Raw genomic sequence first — 15,235 nt, 5'->3', positions numbered from 1 at the left:
CACTAGTTTTTTTTCTTTATTATTTTATACCTAAAGATTAACACTGAAGAAAAGCAAGGTTCTCGATATACACTGCTACGTATTTATGCCACTTCTTAACTTAGTTACTTTTAAATACGCTTTATACTGGAGTAGTTAGGAGTAAAAAATGAGGATGTGTTAACTGGCACTTTTGTAACCAGTTAGCAGTAAAACTTAACTTTCTCCCACGTGTATCCGCCCTTTGGTAGACTTGAAGACTGAAATAGCCAGATAAAGCGGCGGAAATTCAAGCAGTTGAGAGGGCAGACTCTGTGGAAAATACACTTGGGTTAGAGATTATTGAAGTAGTAGAGCAAGCCGCGATCGCATCCGCAAAGTGGATGGGTAAAGGCGAAAAAAACATCGCTGACCAAGTAGCTGTGGAAGCTATGCGGGAGCGGATGAATAAAATCTATATGCGTGGTCGCATTGTGATTGGAGAAGGCGAACGCGATGACGCGCCTATGTTATACATCGGGGAAGAAGTTGGTATTTGTACTCAACCAAATGCCGAAGCTCTCTGTAATCCTGATGAACTAGTTGAAATTGATATCGCCGTTGACCCCTGTGAAGGTACAAACTTGGTAGCTTATGGACAACCTGGTTCGATGGCTGTCTTGGCAATTTCTGAAAAGGGTGGATTATTTGCTGCTCCTGACTTTTACATGAAGAAGTTAGCAGCACCTCCCGCAGCTAAGGGCAAGGTAGACATCAACAAGTCAGCAACAGAAAACCTGAAGATTCTCTCTGAGTGTCTAGAGCGCTCTATTGAAGAACTTGTGATCGTGGTCATGAAGCGCGAACGCCATAACGATTTAATTAAAGAAATCCGTGAGGCTGGAGCGAGAGTCGCCCTAATTTCAGACGGTGATGTGGGTGCAGCTATAAGCTGCGGTTTTGCTGGAACTAATATCCACGCGCTGATGGGTATCGGTGCGGCTCCTGAAGGTGTAATCTCAGCAGCAGCAATGCGTGCTTTGGGTGGACACTTCCAAGGTCAACTGATTTACGATCCAGCAGTAGTCAAAACAGGTCTGATTGGAGAAAGCAGAGAAGCCAACATTGATCGCTTAAAGTCTATGAATATCAATGACCCCGATAAGGTCTATGATGCTCATGAATTGGCATCTGGTAAAACTGTTCTGTTCGCTGCTTGCGGCATTACCAGTGGTAATCTGATGAATGGTGTACGTTTCTTTAACGGCGGAGCAAGAACTCAAAGCTTGGTAATTTCCAACCAGTCGAAAACGGCTCGATTTGTTGATACAATTCACATGTTTGGTGAACCCAAGACTCTCCAACTGAACTAATTTTTAGGGAATGGGGAATGCTAAAAGTAGGGGCGAAGCATTTGGAAATAAATCTTTCTATAAAATGGGAAATAATTACGAAAATGCTTTACCCTTACATGTAGTTAATAGTTAGTAGTTAGTGATTAATAGTTGTTTGTTGTTGGGAATAACTACCAACCAATAAACAAAAATTCCCCATTCCCTATTCTCACTCAATGCCCTATTATCAACTACCAACTAGTAACTACGATTTAGCAAATGAATATAGCAGTGGTGGGGTTAAGCCATAAAACAGCCCCAGTAGAAGTCCGGGAAAAACTGAGCATTCCAGAACCACAAATTGAAAGTGCGATCGCTCAACTGGTCAGCTATCCTCATATTGATGAAGTTGCAATTCTTAGCACTTGTAACCGCCTAGAAATTTATATTGTTACCAGTGAAGCAGACCAAGGTATTCGAGAAATAACTCAGTTTCTTGCGGAATATAGTAAATTGCCCGTGCTTTCTCTGAGACAACACTTATTTATGCTGCTACATGATGATGCAGTGATGCATATTATGCGGGTAGCAGGTGGTTTAGATAGTCTAGTACTCGGAGAAGGTCAAATTCTGGCTCAGGTGAAAAATACTCACAAACTGGGGCAGCAATATAACGGTATAAAAACCATTTTGAATCGATTATTTAAACAAGCGCTAACAGCTGGTAAGCGGGTTCGCACTGAAACTAGTATTGGTACTGGCGCTGTCTCTATCAGTTCGGCAGCTGTAGAGTTGGCGCAGATAAAAGTCGCAAATTTAGCTGCTTGCCGAGTGGTAATTCTGGGCGCTGGTAAAATGTCGCGGCTATTAGTGCAACACCTACTTTCTAAAGGTGCTGTGGAAATTAGTATTGTAAATCGCTCTTGTGAACGCGCCCAAGAATTGGCGAAACAGTTCCCTGGGCAACCTATCCAAATTCATCCGTTATCAGAAATGATGACTTTAATTGCCGAGAGTGATTTGGTATTTACAAGTACTTCGGCAACGGAGCCAATACTTGACCGTGCCAAGTTGGAAATGGTTTTAGAAGTTCAGCGCTCTTTGATGTTATTTGATATTTCTGTGCCGCGTAATGTTCATGCGGATGTCAATGAACTAGAAAATGTGCAGGCGTTTAATGTGGATGATTTGAAGGCTGTAGTGGCGCAAAACTACGAAAGCCGTCGGAAGATTGCACAGGAAGCCGAGCGACTTTTAGAGGAGGAAGTGGAAGCTTTTGATATTTGGTGGCGCTCTCTTGAAACTGTTACCACTATTAGCTGTCTGCGAAATAAAGTCGAAACCATCCGTGAACAAGAATTAGAAAAAGCTTTGTCGAGATTGGGTTCGGAATTCGCTGAAAAACATCAAGAAGTGATTGAAGCATTAACACGGGGAATTGTCAATAAAATTTTACATGACCCGATGGTACAGTTGCGATCGCAGCAAGATGTTGAAGCCAGACGGCGCTGTATGCAAACTCTGCAAATGCTGTTCAACCTGGATGCAGAGGAACAATTTAGTTAAATTTAACAACAAAATCCCCGGCTTCTGTGAGAAGTTGGGGATTTGAGCTTTTCGATTAGATATACTTCTAATTAGACATCTATCTAATTAGAAGTTAGTTATGCAACCAGAGCAATTTAACATCTTACTCCGCTTTTTCAAGGCATTAGCGGATGATAGCCGATTGAAAATTGTAGGTATTCTGGCGAATCAGGAGTGCAGTGTCGAAGAATTGGCGACGCTACTGCAACTCAAGGAACCGACGGTATCTCATCATTTAGCAAAACTTAAAGAGCTAAATTTGCTGACAATGCGTCCTGAAGGTAATAGCCATCTGTACCAGTTGGATAGCGAGGCTTTGCAAAGCATCAGTAAGGAAATTTTTACACCTGAGAAGATAGCATCCTTGATTGAGGATGTGGATACTGAGGCTTGGGAAAGCAAAGTGTTGAAAAACTATTTCGAGGGCGGATACCTTAAGGAAATCCCCGCTAGTCATAAAAAGCGTCTAGTAATTCTCAAGTGGTTAGCAAAGCAGTTTGATATAGGAGTCGACTACCCTGAACGTTTGGTAAATGACATTCTTAAACGCTACCATCCCGACTACGCCACCCTGCGACGGGAGTTCATTGCTTGCCAGTTAATGCAGCGAGAAAATGGTGTTTATTGGCGTACAACATAAATTATGAAAGTTATTAAATTTCAGTGACAAGGAGATGAGGGATGTTAGTGGATGAATGCCTTGCTTGCAGAGTACTAGCTGGAAAAGTACAAGCACCTGGTGGGATTATTTATGAAGATGATTACTGGGTTGTAGAACATTCTTTGAATCCTGTCTTGTTACCAGGATATTTAATTATCAAACTCAAACGTCATTGTGAACATTTAGCGCAACTTACACCAGAAGAAGCGAGTGCATTAGGGGGAATTATCCAAAACACCTGTTCAGCACTTTTACAAATAATTAAACCCGCTAAGATTCATGTTTGTTCGTGGGGGGAACAAGTCAAGCACATCCACTTTCACATTATTCCTCGTTCATCAACTATGCCTATAGGAAATTTTAAACTATTAATTTATCTACGAATAAAAAATTTACTCAATCAACTAGGTTTAGGCAAGTGGGTAAGTGATGCCGAGGGAGCAGAAATTAGCCAAGAACTTAAACAAATACTTTTACAGATTTAAACATAGATGAATATGATCTATGGCAAATTAATATAGCAGAATTCAGGAGCGGAGCCGGAGACGCTGCGCCTCCGGTCAGAATGGGCTACACCCTGCTACGCTAACAGAAGTAAAACAGTCCTATGCCTGGCTTTGAGACTTAGCTTATGTACCTCACCAGCTTGAAAGGCGCTGTATCATCAAAAATTTTAGCCGCGCAATAACCGCACAATCATAGGCCGTATATTTATGCAATTAGAAACACAAAAATTATATTACACGCCTGAAGAGTATTTAGAAATTGAAGAAAAGGCAGAATACAAAAGCGAATACCGTGATGGAGAAATTGTACCGATGACGGGTGGCACTACAAATCATAATAAAATTGCTTTAAGGCGTAAAAATTATGATGTTTATATTGGTGATGTGCGTTTGTGGATACCCCGTTATCGGCAGCATACGTATCCCGATGTGATGGTGATTGACGGACAACCTATTTATACAGGAACCAGCACAACAACGGTTATGAACCCGATGTTAATTGCTGAAGTTTTATCTAAATCGACTAAAAATTATGACCAAGGCGATAAGTTTCTTTATTATCGCTCTATTCCAGAATTTAAAGAATATATTTTAATTGACCAATATCAGTATCATGTGATGCAATATGTAAAAACTGCCGAAAGTCAATGGTTATTTACTGAACTTGAACACGAATCTGCAACTTTATCACTGCAAACGGTTGATTTTCAAATTGAATTGCGCGACCTTTATGAGCAAGTAAATTTTGCAGAAAATAACGAAGATTAAAAAATAAACCTCGGTTCACGCCGGATACTGCTTTATCCAACAAAATTAGCTTGAAATTGTTTAGCGAGTAGCTACCAAAATTCTTCACTAAATTTGTGTTTCTTCCTCAGTAAAGATAGGAGGCCACAATTCAGTAACGGGCAATTCCCAACCTGGAAAAAGTTCTGGTATAGTTAAAATCTCGCCATTTTCTAAAACTGTAGGTTCGGCTGTAGAGCGATAAATTGTAACTGTCTCTTCATCAGGATCAATCAAAATCCCGACAACTGCTCCTAGTTCTATAAATTTCAGAATTTTGGCTGCTATAAGTTTAATTTTATCACTCTGAGATTTAATTTCTACCACCAAGTCAGGGACAAGTTCTCCGAAGTAACGAGGACTTTGGAGAAGTCGGGAAGCACGAACAAAGGAAACATCGGGTGCTTTGAGGTTTGTATCTGGCATGATGAAACCGCCAGCAGAATCAAATACTCTTCCCCAGCGACGAGGATTTATCCAAGCAAAAAGAAAGGCTATGAGACGACTACTGATTTCGCTAGATACGATATCTGACGGGCCCATAATTGAAATTTTTCCATTTTCGAGTTCCAGCTGGTAATCTAAACCTGCTTCAGTAAAAGCGGTTTGAACTTGCTCTAAATCTCTAACTGTCATAATTGACATAAAAAGCTTTTTCCACTGAGATATACAACTCGATTTTAACAAGAGCCAAATTTCCGAAAATTTGACACCGTGTGCTGTGCGGCTTTCTCTCAAACCTAAGCCTTAAACCGTTTCCTAGCAGCGAATCAGAGTAAGAATAAAAGCCTCTCTCCCTGTCTGGGAGAGCTATGGAACGCAAAGCCAATCGCATTCTATTTTCCCAAATAAGCTTCTAGAACTTTGGGATTAGTTTGAATTTCTGCGGGTGTACCATCAGCCAAATTCTGTCCTTCGGCAAGTACCCAAACACGATCGCACAAGGACATAACCACATCCATATTGTGTTCAATAATCAAAAAGGTCATCCCATCTTCACGGTTCCAAGTGATAATGCGATCGCAAATATCATCAATCAATTTTGGATTCACCCCAGCAGCTGGTTCATCCAACAAAATTAACTTGGGATTAGTCATTAACGCCCGTCCCATTTCCAGCAGCTTACGTTGTCCACCAGACAAGCAACCAGCGTAATCGTGCGCTTTTTTTGCCAAGCCCACTGATTCTAATAGAAACATTGCTCGCTCTTGCAGTTGCTTTTCTTCCTTAGCTACGATGTGCGGTTGCAACTGCACTTGCCAAAAGTTCTCACCCGTTTGTTTTTGCGCCGCCAGCAGCATATTTTCTAACACCGATAACCGCGAGAGAGTTCGTGCAACTTGAAAGGTGCGGATTACTCCTTGCTGAGCGATTTGATATGGTTGCAAATTGTGAATCGGTTCACCGTCAAAAATCACTCGTCCCTTATCTGGGCGGATGAAGTTTGAGAGTAAGTTAAATAAAGTAGTTTTACCAGCGCCATTGGGGCCAATCAAGCCCGTAATGCTGCCTTTAGCAACTTCGATTTTAGCCTCATTAACTGCTTTGATACCACCAAAACTTTTAGAAAGTCCAGTGGCTACCAAAAGGGGAAGTGGCGATGGCTGGTTATTTACCAAGAGTAAGTTCCTCCTTTTTCCCTAGAATACCTTGAGGTCGCCAAATCATCAGTACCATCAAAATTAGTCCGATTACCATGATCCGAAATGCACCCAAACGGGCTTCATCAAGGGGGACAATTCTGGGTAAGACTTCCCGCGTCAGCGCATCGTAAGCAAAGAAAATTACTGCACCTAAGATCGTGCCAACATTACTACCAGAACCGCCTAAAATCACCATAATCCAAGTGTCAAAGGTAATCTGCGGTTGAAAATTATCAGGATAAATTGCACTGAGTTGCCAAGCGAAGAAAGCACCAGCAATACCCGCGATCGCACCCCCTAACATGAGAGATTGTAATTTATACCAAAAGACATTTTTTCCCAGCGCCTTGGGAATTTCTTCATCTTCACGGATGGCTTTGAGAATTCTACCCCAAGGCGATCGCACCAAAATTTCTAACCGCCAGTATACAAATGCTAAAACCAACAGCAACACCAGCATTAAACCGGCTTTTGGGTTGTAATTATACAATCCGATCACCCCAGAAATATAAATCGCTACTGCCAAAGCTGCTAGGACAATTCCCACTCCCAAGCGGGATATAAATTCTTGTTTGCTAGTTGTCCTTTTGCCTAAATCAGTAGTTCGAGATATTTGGGTGGTACGAATCCATCGCCACAACGAAAAGAAAGTTACAGCAGCTAACAGTGTCAAAAGCCCAATCATCACAAATCTGACTAACAAATTCGGCTCTGCGGATAGGGGGATGGGATAACTTTGCACACCAAACGCCCCAGAAACCCAGGTGTCACCCACAGGTAATTCCTGATTATTTACTACCAAACGAATTAATTCGCCCGTACCAATGGTGACAATTCCTAGATAATCTTCCCGTAAGCGTAGAGTTGCAAAACCAATTACCAAACCCAATAAGGCGGCGACAATTGCTCCAGCTATTGCCGATATCGGTAGAGGTACGCCCTTTAAGCTTAATAATACGGTTGTGTATGCTCCCAGAGTCATGAAAGCAATATGACCAAAGTTAATTAACCCCGTAAAGCCCCACTGTAAATTGAGTCCTAGAGCGAATAGAGCAAAAAGTGCTGTAGAAATTGCTAAGAAAATGAGATAGTCAACCATATTAAATAGTTATTTGGGCATGGGGCATTGGGCATTGGGCATTGGGCATTGGGCATGGGGACAAGGGGAAAGACTTGTTTCAAGTTCTCACCTCATCTCCCCCTGCCCCCTGCTCCCTGCCCCTCTTCCTCTTCACTGGGCGAATAAATTTTAGCGTAGCTTGAGCGTAACTAATTTTATGGGAATACTACTTATTGTTGGTGTTTGCTGGTAGGGAATAGTTGACCTATGAATTTGCTGCGACTGAGAATGCATCACTTAATCGAGCAGTTAGCCGATGACGATTTGCAAGACATTTGGGACGTTTTGGAAGCTTTACATTGTGACTTTTATATGCTCAAAGCGATACAACAAGTTAAGCGATCGCAGCAACCGTGGGATATTTTAACCCATGAAGAAGCGGTACGACTGTTGATGTTTTTCTAATTCAGCAGCGCTTTCTTTTCTAGTGCCAGTGGCCCCTCAAGTTTTGGTTAAGGTAACGCCTAGTGAGTCTGGAAATGCGCTATGCAAGGTCTTTTTTGCTAGACCTGAAAAATTTAGAACCTGCTGCCTACGAGCGGGTGCATGATTTTGTCTTTATTGAGTTAGCCCAAAAGTGGCAACTGAGTGATCTAAAAGAACTGCGACAGCTTGATGGTGAGGGCATTTTTCACCGCTTCACCTTAGATAATTACCTGATTGGTATAGAAATCAGGGGTGAAATTGTGAAATTTTTGCGTGTCATCCCTATGCCAGATGTGTGAATTGAGGAGCTAAGGGAACACTTAAAACTGTAAACTGTATAACGCTAGGCAGGGATCGCTATAACCTTCCATTAAACTGGTTTTTGAGAAAACACTTTATTTGAGATTTCCCTATGGATGCTAGGGCACTTTGGCAAAGATACCAAAACTGGTTATATTTCCACGAGGGATTGGGACTGTACTTAGATGTGAGTCGAATCCGATTCGATGATGCCTTTGTGGAATCGTTGCAGCCGAAGTTTGACAAGGCGTTTGCGGATATGGCTCAACTGGAGAAGGGTGCGATCGCAAATCCTGACGAGAATCGCATGGTTGGACACTACTGGCTGCGAAATCCTGATTTAGCGCCAACTCCAGAACTTACACAAGAAATTGTCCAAACCCTAGAACAAATCGAAGCTTTTGCGGAAAAAGTCCAAACAGGTGCTATTCATCCTCCCAGAGCAAGCCGCTTCACGGATATTATCTCCATTGGCATTGGTGGTTCCGCCCTCGGCCCCCAATTCGTCGCTGAAGCCCTTGCTCCTGATTTCCCGCCCCTGAAACTTCACTTTATCGATAACAACGATCCAGCAGGTATTGATCGCGTTATCAATCATTTACGAAATAGCCTTGCCAGCACCTTGGTATTGGTAATCTCCAAATCTGGAGGAACACCGGAACCTCGGAACGGCATGATTGAAGTTAAAAAAGCCTACGCCGGACACAATTTGGAATTTGCTCAATATGCGGTAGCAATTACCAGCGTTGACAGCAACCTCGATAAACTAGCCAAAGACGAAGGTTGGCTGGCCAGATTTCCTATGTATGATTGGGTAGGAGGACGCACTTCAGAAATGTCTGCTGTGGGGCTAGTACCAGCCGCATTACAGGGCATTGATGTTCGTGCCATGCTAGATGGCGCAAAAGAAATGGATGACGCTACCCGCGTCTCAGATGTGAAAAATAACCCAGCAGCCTTACTTGCTTTGTCTTGGTACTTTGCTGGTAACGGAAAGGGCGAAAAAGATATGGTTGTCCTACCTTACAAGGACAGCTTATTTTTATTCAGTCGCTATTTGCAACAGCTGGTGATGGAATCCTTGGGCAAGGAAAAAGACTTAGACGGTAACGTTGTCCATCAAGGAATTGCCGTTTATGGCAACAAAGGCTCAACAGATCAACACGCTTACGTCCAGCAGTTGCGCGAGGGTGTAGCGAATTTCTTTGCTACCTTCATCGAAGTGTTGGAAGATCGTCACGGTCCATCCACTGAAATAGATCCGGGAGTTACATCAGGCGATTATCTTTCTGGTTTTCTTCAAGGAACCCGACAAGCGCTTTATGAAAATCACCGCGATTCGATTACAGTCACGATTCCCCAAGTTAACCCCCGAACTATAGGGGCATTAATTGCTTTGTATGAGCGTGCTGTTGGTTTATACGCTAGCTTAGTCAACGTCAACGCCTACCATCAACCAGGCGTAGAAGCTGGCAAAAAAGCAGCCGCCTCCATTCTCGATTTGCAAACACGAGTGGTAGCAGTGCTGCAAAAAGAAAAAGCTCCCATTTCTCTTGATGAACTTGCAGAGAAAGCAGGCGCATCAGAGCAAGTTGAGGCAATTTACAAGATTTTGCGTCATATCCATGCCAATCAGCGAGGTGTGGTTTTGCAAGGTGATCTTCAGAAACCCGGCAGTTTAACCGTTTCTGCTAGCTGATAGCTCTAGTCTAAACATCACATTTTTTTCATTAATTGTTGTATCAGCAACAATTTTTTATTGTGAAGCATCCTAGATAGAAGATATATCTTCAGTCTAGGATGCTTCACTGTATAATTCGTAATTCGTAATTGAAGGACAGAGGGAACTAATTGATTAGGTAAGAAAAAAGATATATTGTATTATTTTTAGCTAATAGGTAAATCGCCAAGAAAGTAAAAGCAATCGCCTTTGTCTTCCTGTAAAATAAAGTTAAGGCAGCATTAACAAATAGGGTTAATTACTATGACTGAATCAACTGCAAAACAACCTGCACGTCGAGGCAGAATTTTTCCAGAACGGACTTTATCACCAGAAGAACTTGCTAGACGTAAAGCTGAACGAGAGGCATTTCATAAGCTTTGTCGGGCAATATTTGAGCGTGTACGTCCAGAATATATCGAGAAAAACTATGGTTGGTATATTGCAGTAGAGCCAGATAGTGGAGATTATTTCATTGATGAAGATATAGAAATAGCTCATAGAAAAGCCCTTGAGAAGTACCCAAATGCTGTACACTGCGTTTTTTGCCTAAATGAAACTGGAGCAACTGGCAGAATATGATTCAGGGTGCATTTGGTAGTAAAGGACAGCTATTTTTTCAAATTGATTTGATTACATCTGATGGGTTAAATCTGCCTGTGGATGCCATGCTTGATACTGGCTTCACAGGCTTTATGGCAATTAATAAACAAGATTTAGATAGTCTTGACTGGGTTTATATGGGGAATGAACCTCTAAGAACTGCACAGGGAGAAATTATATTTGACAGATATTCAGGTAAGGTTTTATTGGATGAACAGGAGTATGAGATTCCTGTTTATGCCGGGGATGAAATTACTGAAGTTTTGTTAGGTTCAGAGTGGCTAAAAAATCTGCCGTTGGTCGTTAATTATCAGGTTGGTATATTAAGTTTAGGATAGCTGCGCTCGCAGTTATTTTTAAATGGACAGCAGATAAACAGATAAAGCATAGGTAAAAAATAAACTTATTTCACTATCTTTAGTTAACAAGTAAATCGCGGATAAATTAAAAGCGATGCCTACGGCTGGCTGCGCCTACGCTATTTAATTAATCTAACTTTAAATGTTGTTAAAATAAGCTTAAAGCTGTCAATAAAGTAGAGTATAAATCATGAATATCCAAATTAAAGCTGAACTAGAGCAAATTATCTAATTAACCTTACAGCTTGAAGATAACTTTCTTTGAGATGCCTTTTGCCAATCCTGTCTAATTCTTCTACTGCACGATCAGGAATGCTTTTACCTGCTTTACATTCGCAAACAAGAGGATAAGGTTGTGAGCAAAATAAGTCTAAGCCACCTGCACCGCCTTTGTAGTTTTCTTCAACCTTGAATCCTAAAAAATCAAGGCTACGGTGTGCGATGATTTCAAAATCTGTACCAGCTTGATAGTTGCTTTTATCCTCATCTTGTTCGATGGTGCGATCGCCCAATTTTGCAATATCATTTATCCAAGTTAAATCTGGATCGGGTTGCTTAATTAGCTTGTCACTACTCCAACCTAAAAATACTTTGATATCGTCGTCTAATTGTTTAGCTGCTGGTTGGCTAATAGTTAGGGATGCGATCGCACTCTGCAATTCTTCCAATTCAGGATGCAGTGAGGGTTCTAGCTTTTCTAACTGGTGTTTGCGTTGGGTGAAGGTGCGATCGTTTATTACTGGTTTGGCTTCAGAAAGATTCACAGGTTGCGGTAATGCAACAAACTGGCTATTTGATTTTATCGGGACTTCAATTGATTTAGGCAACTGATATACTCGCAAATATGCTAAAAAAATATTTTGCTTTTGCCTTAGTATTTCCTTTAAAGCTTCTGTTGTCCAAATAGTTAGGTGTGATAAAGCAGCCAAAGATTCAGTATTATTCAGAATTTGGCACAGTTCACACCTACCCCAAGCTTTAATTAAGACTGTTTCATAAGCTAAAAGGGGTAGTTTTAACTGTTCCTCGTTTGGAAGTAAACTCATTTGCTGAGGTTGTATTAAAACGCCCTGACTATTGGGTTGTGCAAATGTACTTTGGGCAATAGGTAAGAAACTTGAGCAATAATACTGCTCAACTGGTAGTAAATTAATTGACGCATCTGCTGGACAAAGAGCAAATTCTCGCCCCGGAGTAATAAATTTATTAGGCATTACTGCAATTATTCTCCCTTGCAACAATGCCTCAATTTCTGGTGCTGGTAAACGTAATCCTGTATTCATCATTATTCTTGGAATAAATCATCTGAAGCAACACTTACTGCATCTTTAACCTCTATTAAGGTCATATTACTACTCTCATTTTCTTCATCAATTGCATCTTTAGGAACTTGTCCTGATGGATCGCTGAGAATTTCACGGATAAGATAATTATCAATTGCTATCCGTTTTGTGCGAATAAAATCTATGATTTGATCTTCTGTTAACTCATCATCTTCACGACCCTTCATCACAAAATGCAATGCTAAAAGTGGTTTGATGTCTTCAGATTTTAATAATACCCATTCACCACCTAATTCCTTTGATAAAAGCGTCTTTAAACAATCTTGTGCTTTAGTAGCACCTTTATTAATTTGTTTAGAGCGAACTAAGCAACCACGAGTTACATCAAAGTCTTTGTAGCGAACTAACCGTTTTAATGTAGCTTGGACGAATAAGCCCCCAGACTCTTGCAGAACAGCCACGGCAATTTTGACATCTTTACCGTTTTCTGTGCCAACAATTTTAAAATCAAGATAGCCTCTATCAACAGCTCTTACTTGAATATCGACAACTTTTTCAATTTGTACATTCTCTATAGTTTCACCAATGACTGCACTAAATCCTAATCGGAGTGCTTGAGCAAGAGTTGCTTTATCCTCCATGTAATTTTCTATGGTAGTTTCTAAAGCAGATATTTGTTGATTATAGGCAGATTCGACAGGGTGTATATCTACGGCTGTTCCAGGAAACTTGAAATTGTCTGCACACCATTTCAAAACTTTTCTAACTACTGGTCTTTCTTTACCTAATGCTCTTAGCTTCTGTTCATCAAATGGGTAAAGTACATAAGGAGGTATTAAACCATTTTCTTGATAAAACTCTTCAAGCCATCGAGAAACTAAATTAATAACATCATCAGAATTGAGATACTTTAGTTCAATAACTTGCTCTCCAATTCTATCTACAACTGAATCAGCATTTCCTAATTTTTTAACTTCATTAATCCAGTGATCTGGAAAGATAGAAGTTAGTAAAACGCCACGTTTAATTTTGTCGCATAAGTCTTTAGCAAAAATAGCAGTTACTTGTCGTCCAGTATATAGCGTTTCCTAAGCAACTGAGGTACACCTAAATCTTGCTCACCAAGCTTAGTAGCTTTAAAAACGTACCTCACTAGGTCGGGAACCGCTATATCCTATTTCATTACAGTGGTCAGTTTCCATTTCATCAAAACAAACTACTATTGGTTTGTAATCACCAATTAAGTTGAGGATTTGCCGTGCCGTAGTGAAGGATTCAGCCTCTTTATCATCTGCATTAACATTAGCTAAACCCATTGCATCAGCTTTGGTCTGTGGTAGGCTTTTACCAGCAAGCCATCTAACAGCAAAAATTTCATAGGCTGGATCAGGAGATAGTGTCCATAAAATCGCTGTGATAATATCAGGATTTTCTAGATCAGGCTTGATACCAAGCACTTTATCTCGTAAAACTTCAACTACCTTGGGATTTTTGACTAATGCTCCGGGAAATTGATTTATTAGCTGTTGGGCCGTATAGTTTTTGTTGAAAGCTTCATTAATTAAAACTGTTGCTAAGTACTGCCATTGACTAACACCTTGACTACCTATTTGTTTAAGGCTAGTGGCTAGAGTAGTTAAGAACTCTGTTTTAATACGGTTTAGGTTATTGCACTGACTCATGTAAACAAATAAAGCGCTACCATCAACTTGTAAGCGATGGCGAATTCGGCTGATAATATGGCTTTTTCCTAAACCTCTTTCTGCTGTAATTGTAATACCAACTACTTTCCTTTGTCCGCTACGAACTTTTTCAACTGCGTCATAAACAGCATCAGAAACATGAGAATTTAAAGAGGATACATCAGGAAAACCTTGTCCCCAAACATTCTGATCTCTAACTACTAAACGTCCCTGAAATGGGTTGTTTTTGCTGATAGCATTAATTAAATCATTAGACATAAATTTGAAGTCGTTGTGTATGAGGGCTAGAAGAAAATTATCAAAAATTACAAAAATTGGTGGATTAGTTTAAAAGTTTGGCATAGCAACGGAGTCTACTGACTTCTGTAGTTACTGAGTCTTCAAGTTTGGCTGGGTCGTTATCTGGTAAACTTCTACCTTGAAGTTGTAAAATATCTTTCTCCTGCATTTCCAGCAACCACTCACTGAACTCTCTACGACTAACCCGATCGCCTATTTCTCTCCTGATACGATAAATTGGCACTAAATCATCTAGGTTGTAGTTTTGGTTTAATTTGTCGTAGACTTCCAACGCCACAGATTTAAACTCGTCGTAAGAGGCGATTCCTTTGGAAAGCTCCGCGATCGCACTCTTCCCATTAGCTGGTACATCTGCACCAGCTACTGCAACATCAATCTGACTAATCCACTTCACCAACGCATTCGCCGCCCAAGTACCGACAATCGTCCCTTCAAATTTAAAATCAGAATTTCTCAAACCCTCACCCAACACCTCTAAACCCTTGCCAGATGTCAGAGAGTATCCTTTTTTGGAAATTGCGATCGCACCCTGATTCTGCAATTCTTCAAATGAACCCTGATAATCTGCTACCTTCTGGCTTTTGGATACAATTCGCTTAGTGAGTTGACCCTTTTTAACTTCCTGCTGCGTTCCTCCCAAATCCCACAAAGCCAAAAGGAGACGAGTTCTAGTTTGGGCTGTATTTTTTGATGTCATATTGAATATAATTTTTGGCAAAGATCATCATAGTAACTGTATCTTTCTAAATTATTTACCCCGAAAAAATAACCGAGAAATTGCTGAATATTTCAGCGTTTGGGCTAAATTGATTAATCAAAAAATCAATAAGATATTTCCTTCGGATGAATGCAGTTTCTCTCGGAGGCAGGATGGAATACTTGAAAAAATCGATCATCATAACAGTGAAACGCTGTAGCTGTGCAGTTGTAAATTGAGTGGTATATG

At 40.7% G+C, this 15,235-nt stretch carries 17 protein-coding genes; 10 read left to right on the top strand and 7 right to left on the bottom strand.

The window, feature by feature from the left end:
* Positions 1–293: 293 nt before the first annotated feature.
* From glpX to H6G26_RS05365, 5 genes are all read left to right on the top strand, one after another.
* On the top strand, positions 294–1,331 hold the full coding sequence (gene glpX, locus H6G26_RS05385; protein WP_190728269.1) for a class II fructose-bisphosphatase: 1,038 nt from the start codon (positions 294–296) through the stop codon (positions 1,329–1,331).
* Positions 1,332–1,571: 240 nt separating this feature from the next.
* A complete protein-coding gene (locus H6G26_RS05380) occupies positions 1,572–2,858 on the top strand; it encodes a glutamyl-tRNA reductase (RefSeq protein WP_190728268.1) in 1,287 nt (428 codons plus the stop codon).
* 100 nt (positions 2,859–2,958) lie between these two features.
* Positions 2,959–3,519, top strand: a complete 561-nt coding sequence (locus H6G26_RS05375; protein ID WP_190728267.1) for a metalloregulator ArsR/SmtB family transcription factor — start codon at positions 2,959–2,961, stop codon at positions 3,517–3,519.
* A 41-nt stretch (positions 3,520–3,560) separates the two neighbouring features.
* Positions 3,561–4,025, top strand: coding sequence for an HIT family protein (locus tag H6G26_RS05370; RefSeq protein ID WP_190728266.1), 465 nt, complete (start codon positions 3,561–3,563; stop codon positions 4,023–4,025).
* Positions 4,026–4,253: 228 nt separating this feature from the next.
* Positions 4,254–4,814 (top strand): Uma2 family endonuclease, encoded by a 561-nt coding sequence (locus tag H6G26_RS05365; protein ID WP_190728265.1) that lies wholly within the window; start codon positions 4,254–4,256, stop codon positions 4,812–4,814.
* A gap of 87 nt (positions 4,815–4,901) precedes the next feature.
* Here the strand turns inward: H6G26_RS05365 and H6G26_RS05360 are convergent, their stop codons facing one another.
* The 3 genes from H6G26_RS05360 to H6G26_RS05350 all read right to left on the bottom strand — a co-directional run bounded on the left by H6G26_RS05360 (position 4,902) and on the right by H6G26_RS05350 (position 7,574).
* Positions 4,902–5,477: a Uma2 family endonuclease gene (locus H6G26_RS05360; RefSeq protein WP_190728264.1), complete on the bottom strand. Its 576-nt coding sequence runs from the start codon at positions 5,475–5,477 to the stop codon at positions 4,902–4,904.
* Positions 5,478–5,668: 191 nt separating this feature from the next.
* Positions 5,669–6,451 carry an ABC transporter ATP-binding protein gene (locus H6G26_RS05355; RefSeq protein ID WP_190728263.1) on the bottom strand — a complete coding sequence of 261 codons (783 nt, stop codon included), beginning with the start codon at positions 6,449–6,451 and terminating at the stop codon, positions 5,669–5,671.
* Positions 6,441–7,574, bottom strand: a complete 1,134-nt coding sequence (locus H6G26_RS05350) for a branched-chain amino acid ABC transporter permease (RefSeq protein WP_190728262.1) — start codon at positions 7,572–7,574, stop codon at positions 6,441–6,443. Before H6G26_RS05350 ends, H6G26_RS05355 begins: the two co-directional genes overlap by 11 nt.
* A 228-nt stretch (positions 7,575–7,802) precedes the next feature.
* Between H6G26_RS05350 and H6G26_RS05345 the strand changes: the two genes are divergently transcribed.
* The 5 genes from H6G26_RS05345 (at position 7,803) to H6G26_RS05325 (ending at position 10,982) form a co-directional block, all read left to right on the top strand.
* Complete coding sequence (locus tag H6G26_RS05345) at positions 7,803–8,000, top strand: hypothetical protein (RefSeq protein WP_069073153.1); 198 nt, start codon at positions 7,803–7,805, stop codon at positions 7,998–8,000.
* A 62-nt stretch (positions 8,001–8,062) separates the two neighbouring features.
* Entirely contained in the window at positions 8,063–8,320 is a 258-nt protein-coding gene (locus tag H6G26_RS05340) for a cytotoxic translational repressor of toxin-antitoxin stability system (RefSeq protein ID WP_334996173.1), read from the top strand.
* A gap of 113 nt (positions 8,321–8,433) precedes the next feature.
* A complete protein-coding gene (locus tag H6G26_RS05335) occupies positions 8,434–10,020 on the top strand; it encodes a glucose-6-phosphate isomerase (protein WP_190728261.1) in 1,587 nt (528 codons plus the stop codon).
* A 285-nt stretch (positions 10,021–10,305) separates the two neighbouring features.
* The gene (locus tag H6G26_RS05330) at positions 10,306–10,623 is read left to right on the top strand and encodes a hypothetical protein (protein WP_109011276.1); all 318 of its coding nucleotides are present in this window, start codon (positions 10,306–10,308) and stop codon (positions 10,621–10,623) included.
* The gene (locus H6G26_RS05325) at positions 10,620–10,982 is read left to right on the top strand and encodes an aspartyl protease (protein WP_190728260.1); all 363 of its coding nucleotides are present in this window, start codon (positions 10,620–10,622) and stop codon (positions 10,980–10,982) included. Before H6G26_RS05330 ends, H6G26_RS05325 begins: the two co-directional genes overlap by 4 nt.
* 245 nt (positions 10,983–11,227) lie before the next feature.
* Here the strand turns inward: H6G26_RS05325 and H6G26_RS05320 are convergent, their stop codons facing one another.
* The 4 genes from H6G26_RS05320 to H6G26_RS05310 all read right to left on the bottom strand — a co-directional run bounded on the left by H6G26_RS05320 (position 11,228) and on the right by H6G26_RS05310 (position 14,986).
* Positions 11,228–12,289 carry a DUF1802 family protein gene (locus tag H6G26_RS05320; RefSeq protein WP_190728259.1) on the bottom strand — a complete coding sequence of 354 codons (1,062 nt, stop codon included), beginning with the start codon at positions 12,287–12,289 and terminating at the stop codon, positions 11,228–11,230.
* Positions 12,289–13,041: a hypothetical protein gene (locus H6G26_RS42360; protein ID WP_242053591.1), complete on the bottom strand. Its 753-nt coding sequence runs from the start codon at positions 13,039–13,041 to the stop codon at positions 12,289–12,291. Before H6G26_RS42360 ends, H6G26_RS05320 begins: the two co-directional genes overlap by 1 nt.
* A 381-nt stretch (positions 13,042–13,422) precedes the next feature.
* Positions 13,423–14,247, bottom strand: a complete 825-nt coding sequence (locus tag H6G26_RS42355; RefSeq protein ID WP_242053590.1) for a hypothetical protein — start codon at positions 14,245–14,247, stop codon at positions 13,423–13,425.
* Between the two features lie 64 nt (positions 14,248–14,311).
* On the bottom strand, positions 14,312–14,986 hold the full coding sequence (locus H6G26_RS05310) for a hypothetical protein (RefSeq protein ID WP_190728258.1): 675 nt from the start codon (positions 14,984–14,986) through the stop codon (positions 14,312–14,314).
* Positions 14,987–15,235 lie beyond the last annotated feature (249 nt).

The organism is Nostoc sp. FACHB-888 (genome assembly GCF_014696655.1).
In the GTDB taxonomy this organism is placed as follows: Bacteria; Cyanobacteriota; Cyanobacteriia; order Cyanobacteriales; family Nostocaceae; genus Nostoc.
This window is presented reverse-complemented; position numbering and strand designations above follow the sequence as displayed.